Genomic DNA, 13,227 nt, shown 5'->3' on the forward strand with positions numbered 1-13,227 from the left:
GAAAGCCTCCCCTGGCGCCGCGCGCGGACGCGGCGTCGGGATGTGGAGGCGTTGGGGGAAATGCGGCCGGCTATCAACCGGGCGGGTGGTGCAGCAGCTGGGCGATGCCGGCCTTGCCGTTGACGCCGAGCTTGCTGTAGATGCTGCGGATGTGGTGGCGCACGGTGTTCGGCGCCAGGCCCAGGTCGCGGGCGATTTCCTTGTAGGTGCTGCCCAGGCCGAAGCGCTGCGCCACCTCGGCCTCGCGGGTGCTCAGGCGGGCCATGGCCGGGCACAGGCGGGCGCTGAGCAGCAGCAGGTCGTGCACGGCGGTGGCCTGCAGTTGCAGGTGCTGGCCGCTGTAGCCGGTGGCCGGGTCGACTTCCGCCGGCAGGCGCGGGCCGGTCCAGCGCGGCCATTCGCGCAGCAGCAGCTCGACGAAGCCGCGCTCGGCATAGTGCAGCAGGCCATGCCGGTCGCACACCGCCAGGGCCAGCGGGTTGGGCGCGTCCAGGCGCTCGCGCAGTGCCACCAGGGCGCGGATCTGGTTGGCCCCTTCGGCGGCCACCAGGTGCGGCATCATCTGGTCCACCAGGAAGCGCTCGCTGGCGTCGAAGGGGCGCGCGCCGGCGCGGCGGTACAGGCTCAGGTGCAGGCTGAGCTGGGTGCGCGGGTCGATGTGGATGATGCAGAGGAACTCGCCGAAGCCGTGGCGCTCGGCCAGCCAGCGCAGGCCGGGGGTGCAGTCGGCGGCGTGGGTGTCGATGCGCACCGCGTGGCCGGGCGTGGCGTAGACGCGCTTGACGGTGATGTCCTGGTGGCGGATTGCCTGCCAGTCCTCCAGGTAGCTGTCCGGCAGCCGGTAGAGGTGGCTGCTGTGTTCCAGCGGCAGGCCGTCGACCAGGGCCGCGCGGCCCCACCAGGCCATATCGAAGTCAAGCAACTGCTGCAGGCGGCCCATGGCGGCGGCGTGGAAGCCGGGCAGCGCGCATTCCTGGGCCAGGCGCTGGAGGTCCAGGACCAGGGCGTTGAATTCGCTGAAGCGCTGGGCGCCGAAGGACAGGTCGAGGGTGCTGCTCATGGGGTTCCCCTGCTGCGACTTTAGTTGTTGTTGTCAGTCATCAGTGAGCGGCCGGGTGTCGGGACGACAGGGCAGGGCCTGGGGCTGAGTATCCGCATCGCGGCGCGCGCGCACCATCCTGCAAATGCAGGATGGGCGGGTGGTTCAGGCCAGCGCGGCACTGCTTTCCGGGAGGGTGGCGCCGCCGTCCACCACCAGCGTCTGGCCGGTGATGTAGGCGGCGGCGTCGGAGGCGAGGAAGAGCATGGCGTTGGCGATGTCCGCCGGCTGGCCGAGGCGGCCCAGGGGAATGCCGGCGGCGATGCGCGCTTCCAGTGCCGCGTCGCCCAGGTTGGCCATGGCCGGGGTGTGGATCATCCCCGGTTCCACGCCGTTGACGCGGATGTTGCGTGGCGCCAGTTCCAGCGCGGCGTTGCGGATGAAGCCGTTGACCCCGGCCTTGGACGCCGCGTAGTGGCTCAGCCCCGGGTAGGCCACCCGGTTGCCGGTGACCGAGGAGGTGGCCAGCACGCAGCCGCCGCCGCGCGCGGCGAACAGCGGCAGGGCGGCCTGGGTCAGCCAGAACAGCGCGCCCAGGTTCACCGCCAGGGTGCGTTGCAGCAGCTGCGGGGTGATGGCGGCGAAATCGGTCAGCGGGAAGTAGGCGGCGTTGTGCACCAGCACGTCCAGGCCATCGAGCCCGGCGAGGGCGGTGGCGATGGCCGGTGGATCGGCCAGGTCCACGGCCAGCGCCCGGGCCTCGCGGCCTTGATTGCGCAGTTCGCTGGCCAGGGCTGCGACGGCCTGCTCCTGGCGGTCGAGCAGCAGCAGCGAGGCGCCGGCTGTGGCGAAGCCCTCGGCGATGCGGCGGCCGATGCCCTGGGCCGCGCCGGTGACCAGCACGCGCCGGCCGCTGAAGTCGAAGCGCGTCATGGCTCGTTCTCCATTATTCGTTCGAAGGCGAGGGTGGGCAGGTCCACCACGCTGGCGCCGCCGTCGGCCACCAGGCAGGCGCCGGTGACGATGGCCGCCGCCTCGCTGGCGAGGAACTGGCACAGCCCGGCGATCTCGTCCGCCGTGGCCGGGCGGCGCAGCGGCACCTCGGCGGTGACCCGCGCGTAGGCGGCGTCCAGGCTTTCGCCATGGTGCTGCATCAGCGGCTGCATCTCGGCATCGGCCATGGGCGTGCGCACCCAGCCGGGGCACAGGGCGTTGACGCGCACGCCGCGCGGGCCATAGTCCCGCGCCAGGGAGCGCATCAGCCCGAGCAGCGCGTGCTTGGCGACGGTGTAGCCGCACACGCCGGGCCCGGCCACCAGGGAGGCGATGGAGCCCACCAGCACCATGTTGCCGCGCCGCGCCAGCAGCGATGGCAGGCAGGCGCGGGCGCTGGCGAAGGCGCTGTCGAGGTTGCCGCGCAGGGCGTCGCGCCAGGCCTGGTCGCTGGTCTCGCCGGCCGCGCCCAGGCCGTGGCCGCCGGCGCAGGCGACGAGCACGTCGATGCCGCCGAAGGCCGCCTCGATGCGCTGGATGAAGCCCTGCCAGGTTTCGCCGTCGGCGGCGTCGCCGGCCAGCACCAGGCCGCCGCACTGGGCGGCGACCTGCTCCAGGGCCTCGCGGCGGCGGCCGATCAGCACCACCTTGTCGCCCGCTTCGGCGAAGCGCCGCGCGCAGGCCGCGCCTATGCCGGTGCCGGCGCCGGTGATGACGACGACGCGGCCGCTCATGGGTACACCGTGCGGTTGAGTTCGTCGCAGTAGGAGGCGACCGGGAAGTTGGACAGCTCGTCGAAGCCGCTGCCGGCGTAGCCGAAGATCTTGCCGTCGCTGCGGTGCTGCTGCAGGTCGATCATCACCAGGCCGAGGGTGGGGACGATCTTCTCGCGCCAGACGAACAGGTACAGCTGCTCGGCGACCTTGTAGTAGTGGCAGCGGTCGGTGTCGCACAGCCCGGCCTCGACGCCGGCCAGGCACTGCCAGGTGTAGAAGCCGTCGTTCAGGTAGATGTGTTCGTAGACCTCGGTGGGGCTGTAGCGGTAGCGGTTGCGCAGGCCCACCAGTTCGCTGCTCGGCGCGTGCGGGCAGGCGCCTTCCTGCCAGGGGCGGTCGAGGCTGCCGTGGAGGATCTGCACCTGCACGCCGGTCAGGTCCTTGCCGGCCAGGGCGCGGGCGTAGAGGCCTTCGCCGGTCTCGGCGGCGCCGGGCAGCTGGCCCAGCACGGCGGTGAAGGATTGGCTGTGGCGGTCCAGCACCAGGCTGACCGACCAGGCCTGGCCGTCCTCGCGCTTGATGAAGTCGACCAGCACGATGCCGGGGCGCACCGAGGTGGCGCGGTAGGCCGCCTCGCCCGCGGAGTGGCCGTCGGCGGCGCGCCAGCGGGTGGTCTCGGCGTCGAACCGGTGCTCGATGCGCCAGCCGTTGGCGAAGTGCAGTTCCAGGCGCTGCCCGGCGAGGTCGGCCAGGCGCGGCAGGATGAAGGCCTCGGGGGCGAAACCCTCGGCGAGGGCGCCGACGGTGATCCAGTCGGAAGAAGCGGTCATGGGTGGGACTCCTGTGTTGGTGGAGCCCCCATGCTGCGCGGCGGGGCGCGCGGGGAACATCAACCGGATGGTTGATCCAGGAACAGCCGCGCCAGCAGCTCGGTGCGGCTGGCCACGCCGGCCTTGCGGAACAGGTGGATAAGATGCGTCTTCACCGTGGCCAGGCCCAGGCCGAGCTGGCGCGCCAGGTCCTTGTTGCTGGCGCCGTCGCGCAGCAGCAGGGCGATCTCGCGTTCGCGCGGGGTGAGTTGGGCGAGGGCGTCGTGGCTGCGGGGCAGGGCCTGGGCGGCCAGCTCCAGCAGCCCCTGCAAGGCCCGCAGGCGGTCGAGTTCGTCGCTGGAGAAGGGCGCTTCGCCAACGCGCCGCAGCAGGGAAAGCCCGGCCAGCGGTCGGCCGCGGTCGGCGGCGATGACTTCCACCACGTCGATCACCCCGTGCCGGCGCAGGAAGCCGTGGTAGCGCTCGCGCTGGTCGCCGGGCTGCTGCGCCATGCCCACGGCCAGCGGCACCACCGGCAGGCCGGTGGCCAGGCAGGCGCCGGGCCGCAGCGGGTCGAGGCGGTGGTAGTGGTCGAGGTAGTCGGCGTGCATCTGCCGGCCCATGCCTAGCAGCTGGAAGTCGCAGGCCTGCAGGTCGGCGTCGATGCGGTAGAAGGCGGCGCGGGTGGCGGGGACCAGTTGGTGGAAGCTGTGCAGGCAGCGTTGGCCGATGTGTTCGGGGGTGGGCATGGGCTGGGTCCTGCGTGGGGGTGGGGGGAGGTGTTTCAGGTTAGCGCGGTTCCCTCTCCCCAGCCCTCGACTGCGCGCCCCGCCCTGAAGGGAGAGGGGGCTTGTCCGTGCCGAGAAAGGATTTGGTGTTAGCCGGGGGCTCGGTACAAGCCGGCTAACGTCGAAACATCAGCGCACTCCGAACGGTCCCCTCTCCCTTCAGGGAGAGGGTTAGGGAGAGGGGGCGGACTCAAACGATGCAGAGGAATTTCTGGCGAACATCCATTCGCGAGCAAGCTCGCTCCTACGAAAAGCCAGAGCACCCTCTCCCCAGCCCTCTCCCTGAAGGGAGAGGGAGCTTGTCCGTGCCGGCGGATAGGAATGGTTTCAACCTGAACCTTCATTTCCAGCTGACGCCGAAAATATCCACACTCACCGAACGGTCCCCTCTCCCTTCAGGGAGAGGGTTAGGGAGAGGGGCTCTTCAGGCTCCCGAACCAGCCCTCAAACCACCGCGTAGTAATGCTTCACAAACCCCTCCCCCAACACCTCCCAAAGCACCTGCGTGCCCTTGGTCACGAACCAGCTGTCCCCAGCCTTGTACAGCTGGCTCTGCCCGGTGGCTTCGTCGGTCAGCCGCACCTCGCCGCTGACCACAGTGGCCTGTTCGTTGAAGGGATAGGTCATGCGGAACTTGCCGCCGGTGGTGCCGAAGTAGGCGGCGCTGACCGGGTCGGTGGGGGCGCCGGCGGTCATCTTGCCGAAGGCGCGGACCTCGCCTTCGAGGATTTCCGAGCCGAGGTCGGCCACCGTGCCCCAGGCGTCCAGTTGGTCGAGGGTGATGCCTTGCCTGATGGGGGTGAGTGCCATGTGCTTGCTCCTGTGCAAGTGAAGGAAAGAGGGTTCAGCGGCGCCCGGACCAGTAGCCGGACACCTGGTGCCAGGTCTTGCCGGCGCTGAGCAGCAGCGGGCGGAACTGGTCCTTGCCGTGGACGCGGATGCGCCGCACCGAGCTGATCAGGTCGTAGCGCGCGGAGCCTTCGCTCATGCCCTCGGCCAGCACCTTGCAGATGATGTGGCTGGGGGTGACGCCGAAGCCGGAGTAGCCCTGCACGAAGAAGGCGTTGGGGCGGCCGGGCAGGGCGCCGATCTGCGGGAACAGGTTGGGGCTGCAGGCCATGGGGCCGCCCCAGGCCAGGTCGATCTTCACGTTTTCCAGGTAGGGGAAGATCTTCAGCATCAGCGCCCGGTTCCAGGCCTTGAGGTCGCGTGGGATGTGCTCGATGAAGGGCGTGGCGGCGCCGAACAGCAGGCGGTTCTCGCGGGTCACGCGGTAGTAGTCGATGACCGGGCGGATGTCGCTGTAGGCGCCGCGGATCGGGCTGATGCGCTGGATGAGTTCGTCCGACAGCGGCTCGGTCATCATCTGGAAGGCGTAGGTGTTGATGGTGCTCTTGTGCAGCTCCGGTTCCAGCTTGTTGAGGAAGCTGTCGCAGGCCCAGAGCAGCTTGCCGGCCTTCACCGAGCCCTTGGCGGTGCGCACGGTGATGCGCTCGCCGTAGGTCACGTCCAGCGCCGGGCTGTATTCGAAGATCTTCACCCCGTGGCTGGCCAGGGCCTTGGCCTCGCCGAGCAGCAGGTTGAGCGAGTGCACGTGGCCGCCGCCCATGTGCAGCAGGGCGCTGGAGTAGGCGTCGGAGCCGATGATCTGGCGCACTTCGGAGCCGTCCAGGTAGCGGATCTCGTGGGTGGAGTTCAGCGACTTGAACTCCTTCTCCCAGGCCCGCAGGGTCTTCGCCTGGCGGGCGTTGAAGCCCATGTAGCCGTAGCCGTGGCAGAAGTCGGCGTCGATGCCGTACTTCTGGATGCGGCCCTTGATGATGTCGGCGCCCAGGTCGCTGATCTCGAAGATCTGCCGCAGGCCGTCCTCGCCGACGTCCTTCCTGATCTTCTCCAGGTCGTGGCCGATGCCGGCCATGATCTGCCCGCCGTTGCGCCCGGTGCCGCCGAAGCCGAGGTAGCGCGCCTCCAGCACGACGATGTTGGCGATGCCCTTCTCGGCCAGCTCCAGGGCGGTGTTGATGCCGGAGAAGCCGCCGCCGATCACGACGACGTCGGCCTCCAGGTCCGCCTCCAGGGAGGGGAAGGACAGGTCGTATTTCTTGGTCGCGGTGTAGTAGGTGGGGGTCTCGATGTTGATCATGACTGCAGCCTGGAACCGGAGGGAAAAGGGCGCGGCCGCTGCCGCGCGGATGGCCCTATTAGGGGCCGCGGCGCCCATTCCTGTCTTGACCCTGGCTGCCCGGTCACTTGTCCGGGACTGACAGCGGCGGCTCAGCCGGCCAGCAGTTGCTCCACGCGCTCGACGGCGGCGCGGGCGCAGAGCATGTCCTGCGCCTCGGAGGCGCCGGAGACGCCGACCGCGCCGATGACCGCCTCACCCAGGCGCAGCGGCTCGCCGCCGCCGAACAGCACCAGCCCGGTCTGCAGCGGCAGGCCCTGGCGCACGGTGGGCGCGCTCTGTTCCAGGTAGGCCTGCCAGTCGCCGGTGGGTTTGTCGAAGGCGGCGGCGGTGCCGGCTTTCTTCAGGGCGATTTCGCGGCACGGCTGCGCGGCGCCGTCCATGTGCGCGGTGAGCACCGGCAGGCCGCTGGCGTCGACCAGCGCGATGCTGAGCCGCAGGCCCAGTTCCTCGGCGCGCGCGAGCGCGGCCTGCAGCGCCTGCTGGGCGAGGTTGAGGGTGAGGTGTGCCTGCTGGCGGACGAGTGCGGTCATCGAGGGGACTCCGAGTGGGAAGGTGGGGGGCGGATCATGACCGAAAGGGGGCGGGGCTTTGCAAGGGCCAGGAAAATCCTTGCCTGGGCGCCGCCCGCCAGCCGCGCCTTCCCGCGCGGGCCTGGCGGGCGGCGGGGGCTTCAGTACACCGAGGGGGCGGACGTGGCCTGGGGCTGGGCGCTGCCCTTGAACTTGCCGGCCAGTTCGCGCAGCGAGCGCATCAGCAGGCTGGTGTCCACGCCCACGGCGACGAACTTCGCGCCCAGCTCCAGGTAGCGCCGGGCCAGCTTCTCATCGGCGCTGAGGATGCCGGCGGCCTTGCCGGCGCGCTGGATGCGGGCGATGGCGTCTTCGATGGCGGCCTGCACTTCCGGGTGCCCGGGGTTGCCGCGCTGGCCCATGGCCGCGCTGAGGTCGGCCGGGCCGATGAACACGCCGTCGACGCCGTCCACCGCGGCGATGGCGTCGAGGTTGGCCAGGCCTTCGAGGTTTTCCACCTGCACCAGCAGGCACATCTGCGCATCGGCTTCGTCGAGGTAGCCGGGGATGCTGTTCCAGCGCGAGGCGCGGGCCAGGGCGCTGCCCACGCCGCGCACGCCGAACGGCGGGTAGCGCATGGCGCGCACCAGCTCACGGGCCTGCTCGGCGGAATCCACCATGGGCACCAGCAGCGTCTGCGCGCCTATGTCGAGCAGTTGCTTGATCAGCGCCGTATCGCCGAGCACCGGGCGGATGATCGGCTGCACCGGATAGGGCGCCACCGCCTGCAGCTGGCCGAGCAGGCTGCGCAGGTCGTTGGGCGCGTGCTCGCCGTCGATCAGCAGCCAGTCGAAGCCGGCGTTGGCCGCCAGCTCGGCGCAGTAGGGATCGGCCAGGCCGAGCCAGAGGCCGATCTGGGCTTCGTCGGATTGCAGGCGTTGTTTGAACGTATTGAAGGGGGGGGGCATGGGAGGTCCTTGGTGGAAGGCTGAAGCTGGAAGCTGGAAGCTAGAAGCTAGAAGCTAGAAGCTAGAAGCCGGAGTCGCTCTGACTTCCAGCTTCAGGCTTCCAGCTTCCAGCTCAAACTCAAACTCATCCAAACCGGCAAGAGATGCTGCCGAGCTGATCGTAATCGACGTGGAAGGTATCGCCGGGCGCCGCCGCCACCGGGCGGGTGAAGGAGCCGCCGAGGATCACCTGGCCGGGTTCCAGGGTGACGTCGTAGGGGGCCAGCTTGTTGGCCAGCCAGGCCACGCCCTTGGCCGGGTGGTTGAGCACCGCGGCGGAGACGCCGGATTCCTCGATCACGCCGTTGCGGTAGAGGATCGCCGGCACGCGGCGCAGGTCGATCTCGGTCGGCCGCACCGCGCGGCCGCCCATGACCACGCCGGCGTTGGCGGCGTTGTCGGAGATGGTGTCGAAGACCTTGCGGGTGACCTTCGTCTGCGGGTCCACCTGCTGGATGCGCGCGTCGATGATCTCCAGCGCCGGGATCACCCACTCGGTGGCCTCCAGCACGTCGAACAGGGTGACGTTCGGCCCCTTCAGCGGCTTGCCGAGGATAAACGCCAGCTCCACTTCCACCCGCGGCACGATGAAGCGCTCGAAGGGGATGTCGCTGCCTTCGTCGAAGAACATGTCGTCCAGCAGGGCGCCGTAGTCCGGCTCGGTGATGTTCGACGAGACCTGCATGGCGCGGGAGGTCAGGCCGATCTTGTGGCCCTTGAGCACGCGGCCATTGGCTATCTTTTGAGCCACCCAGGCGCGCTGGATGGCGTAGGCGTCCTCGATGGCGATGTCCGGGTAGTCGAGGGAGAACTGCCGCACCTGCTGGCGCGAACGCTCGGCGGCGTCGAGGCGGGCGGCGGCTTCCTGGATGAGGCTGGAGTCGAGCATGGCGATATCTCTTTAGCGGGGGTTGACCACGGCGGCCGGGGTGCGCAGGACCAGGGCGGCGCCGAGGGCGATGAGGATGGCCAACAGGTACAGGGCCAGGCTGGAGCTGTGGGTGGTGTCGCGCATCCAGCCGATGAAGTAGGGCGCGGCGAAGGCGGCGATGCTGCCGAAGGAGCTGATCAGGGCGATGCCGGCGGCCTGGGCGCGGTCGGCGAGGAAGGCCGGCGGCAGTTGCCAGAACATCGGCAGCGCGGCGCTGGCGCCCATGCCGGCGAGCACCAGCCCGGCCAGCACCAGCCAGGCGCTGCTCGGCGCGAGGCCCGTCAGGGCCAGGCCGGCGGCGGCCAGCAGCAGCGGCACGGCGAGGTGCCAGCGGCGCTCGCGGCGGCGGTCGGAGGAGCGCCCCAGGGCGATCATGAACACGCAGCCGGCGAGGTAGGGCAGGGCGCTGAGCAGGCCGACGCGGCCGTCGGAGCCGATGCCGGCGCCGTGGATCAGGCTGGGCATCCAGAACGCCAGGGTGTTCACCGCCAGCATCACCGCGAAGTAGATGGCCACCAGCAGCCAGACCTGGCGGTCGCGGAAAATGCCGGCGAGGGAGGTGATCTGCTTGCGTCGTTCCTCGCCCTGCATCTCCGCGCGCAGGCCGGCCTTCTGCTCGTCGCTGAGCCAGGCAACGCGTTCGAAGCTCTCCGGCAGGCGGCGCCAGACCAGCAGGCCGAGCAGCACCACCGGCAGGCCCTCGGCGAGGAACATCCACTGCCAGCCGCGCAGCCCGAGGAAGTCGTGGAAGCCCTCGAGGATGCCGCCGGACAGCGGCCCGCCGATCACCCCGGCCATGGGCACGGCGATGGCGAACAGCGCGGTGACGCCGGCGCGTCGGCGCGCCGGGAACCAGCGGTTGATGTACACCAGTATGCCGGGGAAGAAGCCGGCCTCGGCCACCCCCAGCAGCAGGCGCAGGCTGTAGAAGCCGGCCGCGCTCTGCACCAGCAGCATGGCGGTGGACAGCAGGCCCCAGGTGACCATCAGGAAGGCGATCCAGCGGCGCGGGCCGACGCGCTCCAGCATCAGGTTGCTGGGCACGCCGAACAGCGCGTAGGCGACGAAGAACAGCCCGGCGCCCAGGCCGTAGACGGTGTCGCTGAAGTGCAGGTCGGCGCTCATCTGCAGCTTGGCGAAGCCGATGTTGATGCGGTCCAGGTGGGCGAAGACGTAGCAGATCAGCAGCAGCGGCATCAGGCGCCAGACCACGCGGGCGTGGGTGGCGTCGCTGCCGGCGGGCAGGTCGGCGGAGGGCTGTGCGGCGGAGGGCAGGGTGGCGGTGCTCATGGTCTTGTCTTTGTTCTGCGAGTGGCCGGGGGCGCGGCGGGCTTCAGCCCGCCTGGCCGTTGAGGAAGGCGTGGACGTTGTTCTGCTTGTAGTTGAGCTCGGCGTTCAGCTCGCTCATCTCGAAGGACAACGCCAGCAGCCGGCGCGCCTGGAGGTCGGCGAAGTGCGCCTTGATCACCTCGAACAGCGCGTCGGCGACCTGCCTGCGGGTGGCCAGGTCGCGCCCGGCGCCCACCTTCAGGCTCATGTGGACGAAGGCGTAGTCGTGCGCGCCGTCGGCCATGCGCCAGGTGTCCAGGCGCACGGCGCGGCTGCGGATGCCGCCGAGCGGGAACACCCCGCTCGCGCCGAGGCAGGCGTGGACCTTCTCGAACAGGCCGGGCAGGTCGGCCTCGGTTTCGATGTTGTGCGTGTACTCGGCGATGAAGTGCGGCATGGCGGGCTCCTCAGAGGCGGCTGGCGGACGGGTTGCCGGCGGGGTTGGAGGCCTGGGCGGCGGGGATCGCCGAACCGTCCTGCGGGGTGACCGGGAACACCGCGTTGATCTGCCCGGTGCCGGAGGAGCCGAAGTAGGGCGTGACCACCTCGGCCTTGCCGTCGTAGTCCGACCAGCCCAGCGCGCCGAGAAGCATGGCGGTGTCGTGCATGAAGCCTTCGCCGTGGCCCTTGGCCGCGTACTCCGGGAGCATGCCGCAGAAGGCCTGCCAGTCGCCGCGCTGCCACATCCGCACCACCTCGTGGTCGAGGGTTTCCAGGAAGGGGCTCCAGACCTTGTCGGCGAACTCCGGGGCCTGGCCGTTCTGGGCGAAGCGGTGGGTCAGCGAGCCGCTGGCGAGGAAGGCCACGGTGCCGTCGTAGTGCTCTTCCACCGCCTTGCGCATGGCCCAGCCCAGGCGCGCGCTGTCGTTGAGGTAGTGCACGGTACACAGCGCCGAGACCGAGACCACCTTGAAGTGCCGGTCGGCGTTCATGTAGCGCATCGGCACCAGGGTGCCGTACTCCGGGCCGAGGGTGGTGGCGTCGTGGGCCAGCACGTCCACGCCCATGGCGTTGCAGCCCTCGGCGAGGATGCGCCCCAGCTCCGGGTTGCCGGGGAACTCGTACTCCATGTTGGCGATGAAGTGCGGCAGCTCGTTGCTGGTGTACAGCCCCTGGAAGTGCGGCGCGCAGTTGATGTGGTAGCCGGCGTTGACCAGCCAGTGGGTGTCGAACACCACGATGGTGTCCACCCCCAGCTCACGGCAGCGGCGGCCGATCTCCTTGTGGCCGTCGATCGCCGCCTGGCGGCAACCCTGGCGCGGGCCGGGCAGTTCGGAGAGGTACAGCGAGGGAACGTGGGTGATCTTGGCAGCCAGAGCGAGTTTGCCCATGGTGGTTCTCCTGGTGCGGGGCGCCTGCGCTGGGGCGCCCGGATTCTTGTGATTGTGGCTGCACGCCGGCGATGCAGGCGGCCTGGGCGGCCGCTCTCATCGGGCCGCCTTTTTACACGCCCCAGCGGGGGATGTGGTGGCTGCCCATGGAAATGCACACGTTCTTGATCTCGGCGAACACCTCGAAGCTGTACTCGCCGCCCTCGCGGCCGGTACCCGAGCCCTTCACCCCGCCGAACGGCTGGCGCAGGTCGCGCACGTTCTGGCTGTTGATGAATACCATGCCGGCCTCGATGCCGCGCGCCAGGCGGTGGGCCTTGCCGATGTCCTGGGTCCAGATGTAGGAGGCCAGGCCGTATTCGGTGTCGTTGGCCAGGCGCAGGGCCTCGGCCTCGTCCTTGAACTTCAGCAGGCAGACCACCGGGCCGAAGATTTCTTCCTGGGCGATGCGCATGCGGTTGTCCACGTCGGCGAACACCGTGGGCTGCACGAACTGCCCGCGGGCCAGGTGCGCCGGCAGGTTGGCCGGGCGTTCCAGGCCGCCGGCGACCAGGCGCGCGCCTTCTTCCATGCCGATGCGGATGTAGCCGGTGACCTTGTCGTAGTGCTGCTGGGTGATCATCGAGCCGACCTGGGTCTTCGCATCCTGCGGGTCGCCGACGATCAGGCGCTTGGCGCGGGCGGCGAACTCTTCGACGAAACGCTCGTACACGCTCTCCTGGATGAAGATACGGCTGCCGGCGGTGCAGCGCTCGCCGTTCAGCGAGAAGATGGTGAAGAGCGCGGCGTCCAGGGCGCGGTCCAGGTCGGCGTCGTCGAAGATCAGCACCGGCGACTTGCCGCCCAGCTCCATGGAGTACTTCTTCAGGCCGGCGGTCTGCATGATCTTCCGGCCGGTGGCGGTGCCGCCGGTGAAGGAGATGGCGCGCACGTCGGGGTGGCGCACCAGGGCGTCGCCGGCGGTGGCGCCATAGCCCTGCACCACGTTGAGCACGCCCGGCGGGATGCCGGCTTCCAGGGCCAGGCGGCCCAGCTCGTTGGCGGTCAAGGGCGACAGCTCGCTCATCTTCAGCACCGCGGTGTTGCCCAGGGCCAGGCAGGGCGCGGTCTTCCAGGTGGCGGTCATGAACGGCACGTTCCACGGCGAGACCAGGCCGCACACCCCCACCGGCTGGTACAGGGTGTAGTTGAGCATCTGGTCGTCCACCGGGTAGCTGTGGCCGTCCATGCGCGTGCAGACCTCGGCGAAGAACTCGAAGTTGTGCGAGGCGCGCGGGATCAGCACGTTGCGCGTCTGGTGGATCGGCAGGCCGGTGTCGAGGGTTTCCAGCTCGGCGAGGTTGGGCACGTTCGCATCGATCAGCTCGCCCAGCTTGCGCATCAGCTTGGCGCGTTCCCTGGCCGGGGTGTTGGCCCATTTCGGGAAGGCTTCCTTGGCCGCGGCCACGGCCATGGCGATTTCCTCGGCGCCGCCGCTGGCGACCTCGGCTATCACTTCGGTGGTGGCCGGGTTGATGGTCTGGAAGACTTCTTTGCTCTCGACCTCGCGGCCGTTGATCCAGTGCTTGATCATGCTTGTTTCTCTATCTC

General features: G+C 69.7%; 14 protein-coding genes. All 14 read right to left on the bottom strand.

Annotated features, from left to right (window positions below; genetic code table 11):
* Positions 1–73: 73 nt before the first annotated feature.
* Positions 74–1,060 (bottom strand): helix-turn-helix transcriptional regulator, encoded by a 987-nt coding sequence (locus PM1_RS09360; RefSeq protein ID WP_009621658.1) that lies wholly within the window; start codon positions 1,058–1,060, stop codon positions 74–76.
* A 144-nt stretch (positions 1,061–1,204) separates the two neighbouring features.
* Positions 1,205–1,972 carry an SDR family oxidoreductase gene (locus PM1_RS09365; protein WP_009621659.1) on the bottom strand — a complete coding sequence of 256 codons (768 nt, stop codon included), beginning with the start codon at positions 1,970–1,972 and terminating at the stop codon, positions 1,205–1,207.
* Entirely contained in the window at positions 1,969–2,766 is a 798-nt protein-coding gene (locus PM1_RS09370) for an SDR family NAD(P)-dependent oxidoreductase (protein WP_009621660.1), read from the bottom strand. The genes PM1_RS09365 and PM1_RS09370 overlap by 4 nt, the downstream gene beginning before the upstream one ends.
* Positions 2,763–3,578: a molybdenum cofactor biosynthesis F family protein gene (locus PM1_RS09375; protein WP_009621661.1), complete on the bottom strand. Its 816-nt coding sequence runs from the start codon at positions 3,576–3,578 to the stop codon at positions 2,763–2,765. The genes PM1_RS09370 and PM1_RS09375 overlap by 4 nt, the downstream gene beginning before the upstream one ends.
* A gap of 59 nt (positions 3,579–3,637) precedes the next feature.
* Positions 3,638–4,306: a helix-turn-helix transcriptional regulator gene (locus PM1_RS09380; protein ID WP_009621662.1), complete on the bottom strand. Its 669-nt coding sequence runs from the start codon at positions 4,304–4,306 to the stop codon at positions 3,638–3,640.
* Positions 4,307–4,789: 483 nt separating this feature from the next.
* Positions 4,790–5,155: a cupin domain-containing protein gene (locus tag PM1_RS09385; RefSeq protein WP_009621663.1), complete on the bottom strand. Its 366-nt coding sequence runs from the start codon at positions 5,153–5,155 to the stop codon at positions 4,790–4,792.
* A gap of 34 nt (positions 5,156–5,189) precedes the next feature.
* Entirely contained in the window at positions 5,190–6,488 is a 1,299-nt protein-coding gene (locus PM1_RS09390) for an NAD(P)/FAD-dependent oxidoreductase (RefSeq protein ID WP_009621664.1), read from the bottom strand.
* A gap of 131 nt (positions 6,489–6,619) precedes the next feature.
* On the bottom strand, positions 6,620–7,060 hold the full coding sequence (locus PM1_RS09395; RefSeq protein ID WP_009621667.1) for a GlcG/HbpS family heme-binding protein: 441 nt from the start codon (positions 7,058–7,060) through the stop codon (positions 6,620–6,622).
* Between the two features lie 140 nt (positions 7,061–7,200).
* A complete protein-coding gene (gene hpaI, locus PM1_RS09400) occupies positions 7,201–8,007 on the bottom strand; it encodes a 4-hydroxy-2-oxoheptanedioate aldolase (protein WP_009621669.1) in 807 nt (268 codons plus the stop codon).
* Between the two features lie 124 nt (positions 8,008–8,131).
* Complete coding sequence (hpaH, locus tag PM1_RS09405) at positions 8,132–8,935, bottom strand: 2-oxo-hept-4-ene-1,7-dioate hydratase (RefSeq protein WP_009621671.1); 804 nt, start codon at positions 8,933–8,935, stop codon at positions 8,132–8,134.
* 12 nt (positions 8,936–8,947) lie between these two features.
* On the bottom strand, positions 8,948–10,267 hold the full coding sequence (locus tag PM1_RS09410; protein ID WP_009621673.1) for an MFS transporter: 1,320 nt from the start codon (positions 10,265–10,267) through the stop codon (positions 8,948–8,950).
* A 43-nt stretch (positions 10,268–10,310) separates the two neighbouring features.
* Positions 10,311–10,703 carry a 5-carboxymethyl-2-hydroxymuconate Delta-isomerase gene (locus PM1_RS09415; RefSeq protein WP_009621675.1) on the bottom strand — a complete coding sequence of 131 codons (393 nt, stop codon included), beginning with the start codon at positions 10,701–10,703 and terminating at the stop codon, positions 10,311–10,313.
* A gap of 10 nt (positions 10,704–10,713) precedes the next feature.
* On the bottom strand, positions 10,714–11,637 hold the full coding sequence (gene hpaD / locus PM1_RS09420; RefSeq protein ID WP_009621676.1) for a 3,4-dihydroxyphenylacetate 2,3-dioxygenase: 924 nt from the start codon (positions 11,635–11,637) through the stop codon (positions 10,714–10,716).
* Positions 11,638–11,749: 112 nt separating this feature from the next.
* The gene (gene hpaE / locus PM1_RS09425; RefSeq protein ID WP_009621678.1) at positions 11,750–13,210 is read right to left on the bottom strand and encodes a 5-carboxymethyl-2-hydroxymuconate semialdehyde dehydrogenase; all 1,461 of its coding nucleotides are present in this window, start codon (positions 13,208–13,210) and stop codon (positions 11,750–11,752) included.
* Between the last annotated feature and the right edge of the window lie 17 nt (positions 13,211–13,227).

Source organism: Pseudomonas sp. M1, assembly GCF_022760135.1.
Lineage (GTDB): Bacteria > Pseudomonadota > Gammaproteobacteria > Pseudomonadales > Pseudomonadaceae > Pseudomonas > Pseudomonas citronellolis.

Excerpts from the sequence above, each read along its gene's own strand:
- PM1_RS09360 (WP_009621658.1), bottom strand. The coding sequence starts at position 1,060 with ATGAGCAGCACCCTCGACCTGTCCTTCGGCGCCCAGCGCTTCAGCGAA.
- hpaH (WP_009621671.1), bottom strand. The coding sequence starts at position 8,935 with ATGCTCGACTCCAGCCTCATCCAGGAAGCCGCCGCCCGCCTCGACGCC.
- PM1_RS09370 (WP_009621660.1), bottom strand. The coding sequence starts at position 2,766 with ATGAGCGGCCGCGTCGTCGTCATCACCGGCGCCGGCACCGGCATAGGC.
- hpaD (WP_009621676.1), bottom strand. The coding sequence starts at position 11,637 with ATGGGCAAACTCGCTCTGGCTGCCAAGATCACCCACGTTCCCTCGCTG.
- PM1_RS09410 (WP_009621673.1), bottom strand. The coding sequence starts at position 10,267 with ATGAGCACCGCCACCCTGCCCTCCGCCGCACAGCCCTCCGCCGACCTG.
- PM1_RS09375 (WP_009621661.1), bottom strand. The coding sequence starts at position 3,578 with ATGACCGCTTCTTCCGACTGGATCACCGTCGGCGCCCTCGCCGAGGGT.
- PM1_RS09385 (WP_009621663.1), bottom strand. The coding sequence starts at position 5,155 with ATGGCACTCACCCCCATCAGGCAAGGCATCACCCTCGACCAACTGGAC.
- PM1_RS09390 (WP_009621664.1), bottom strand. The coding sequence starts at position 6,488 with ATGATCAACATCGAGACCCCCACCTACTACACCGCGACCAAGAAATAC.
- PM1_RS09395 (WP_009621667.1), bottom strand. The coding sequence starts at position 7,060 with ATGACCGCACTCGTCCGCCAGCAGGCACACCTCACCCTCAACCTCGCC.
- hpaE (WP_009621678.1), bottom strand. The coding sequence starts at position 13,210 with ATGATCAAGCACTGGATCAACGGCCGCGAGGTCGAGAGCAAAGAAGTC.
- PM1_RS09380 (WP_009621662.1), bottom strand. The coding sequence starts at position 4,306 with ATGCCCACCCCCGAACACATCGGCCAACGCTGCCTGCACAGCTTCCAC.
- PM1_RS09365 (WP_009621659.1), bottom strand. The coding sequence starts at position 1,972 with ATGACGCGCTTCGACTTCAGCGGCCGGCGCGTGCTGGTCACCGGCGCG.
- hpaI (WP_009621669.1), bottom strand. The coding sequence starts at position 8,007 with ATGCCCCCCCCCTTCAATACGTTCAAACAACGCCTGCAATCCGACGAA.
- PM1_RS09415 (WP_009621675.1), bottom strand. The coding sequence starts at position 10,703 with ATGCCGCACTTCATCGCCGAGTACACGCACAACATCGAAACCGAGGCC.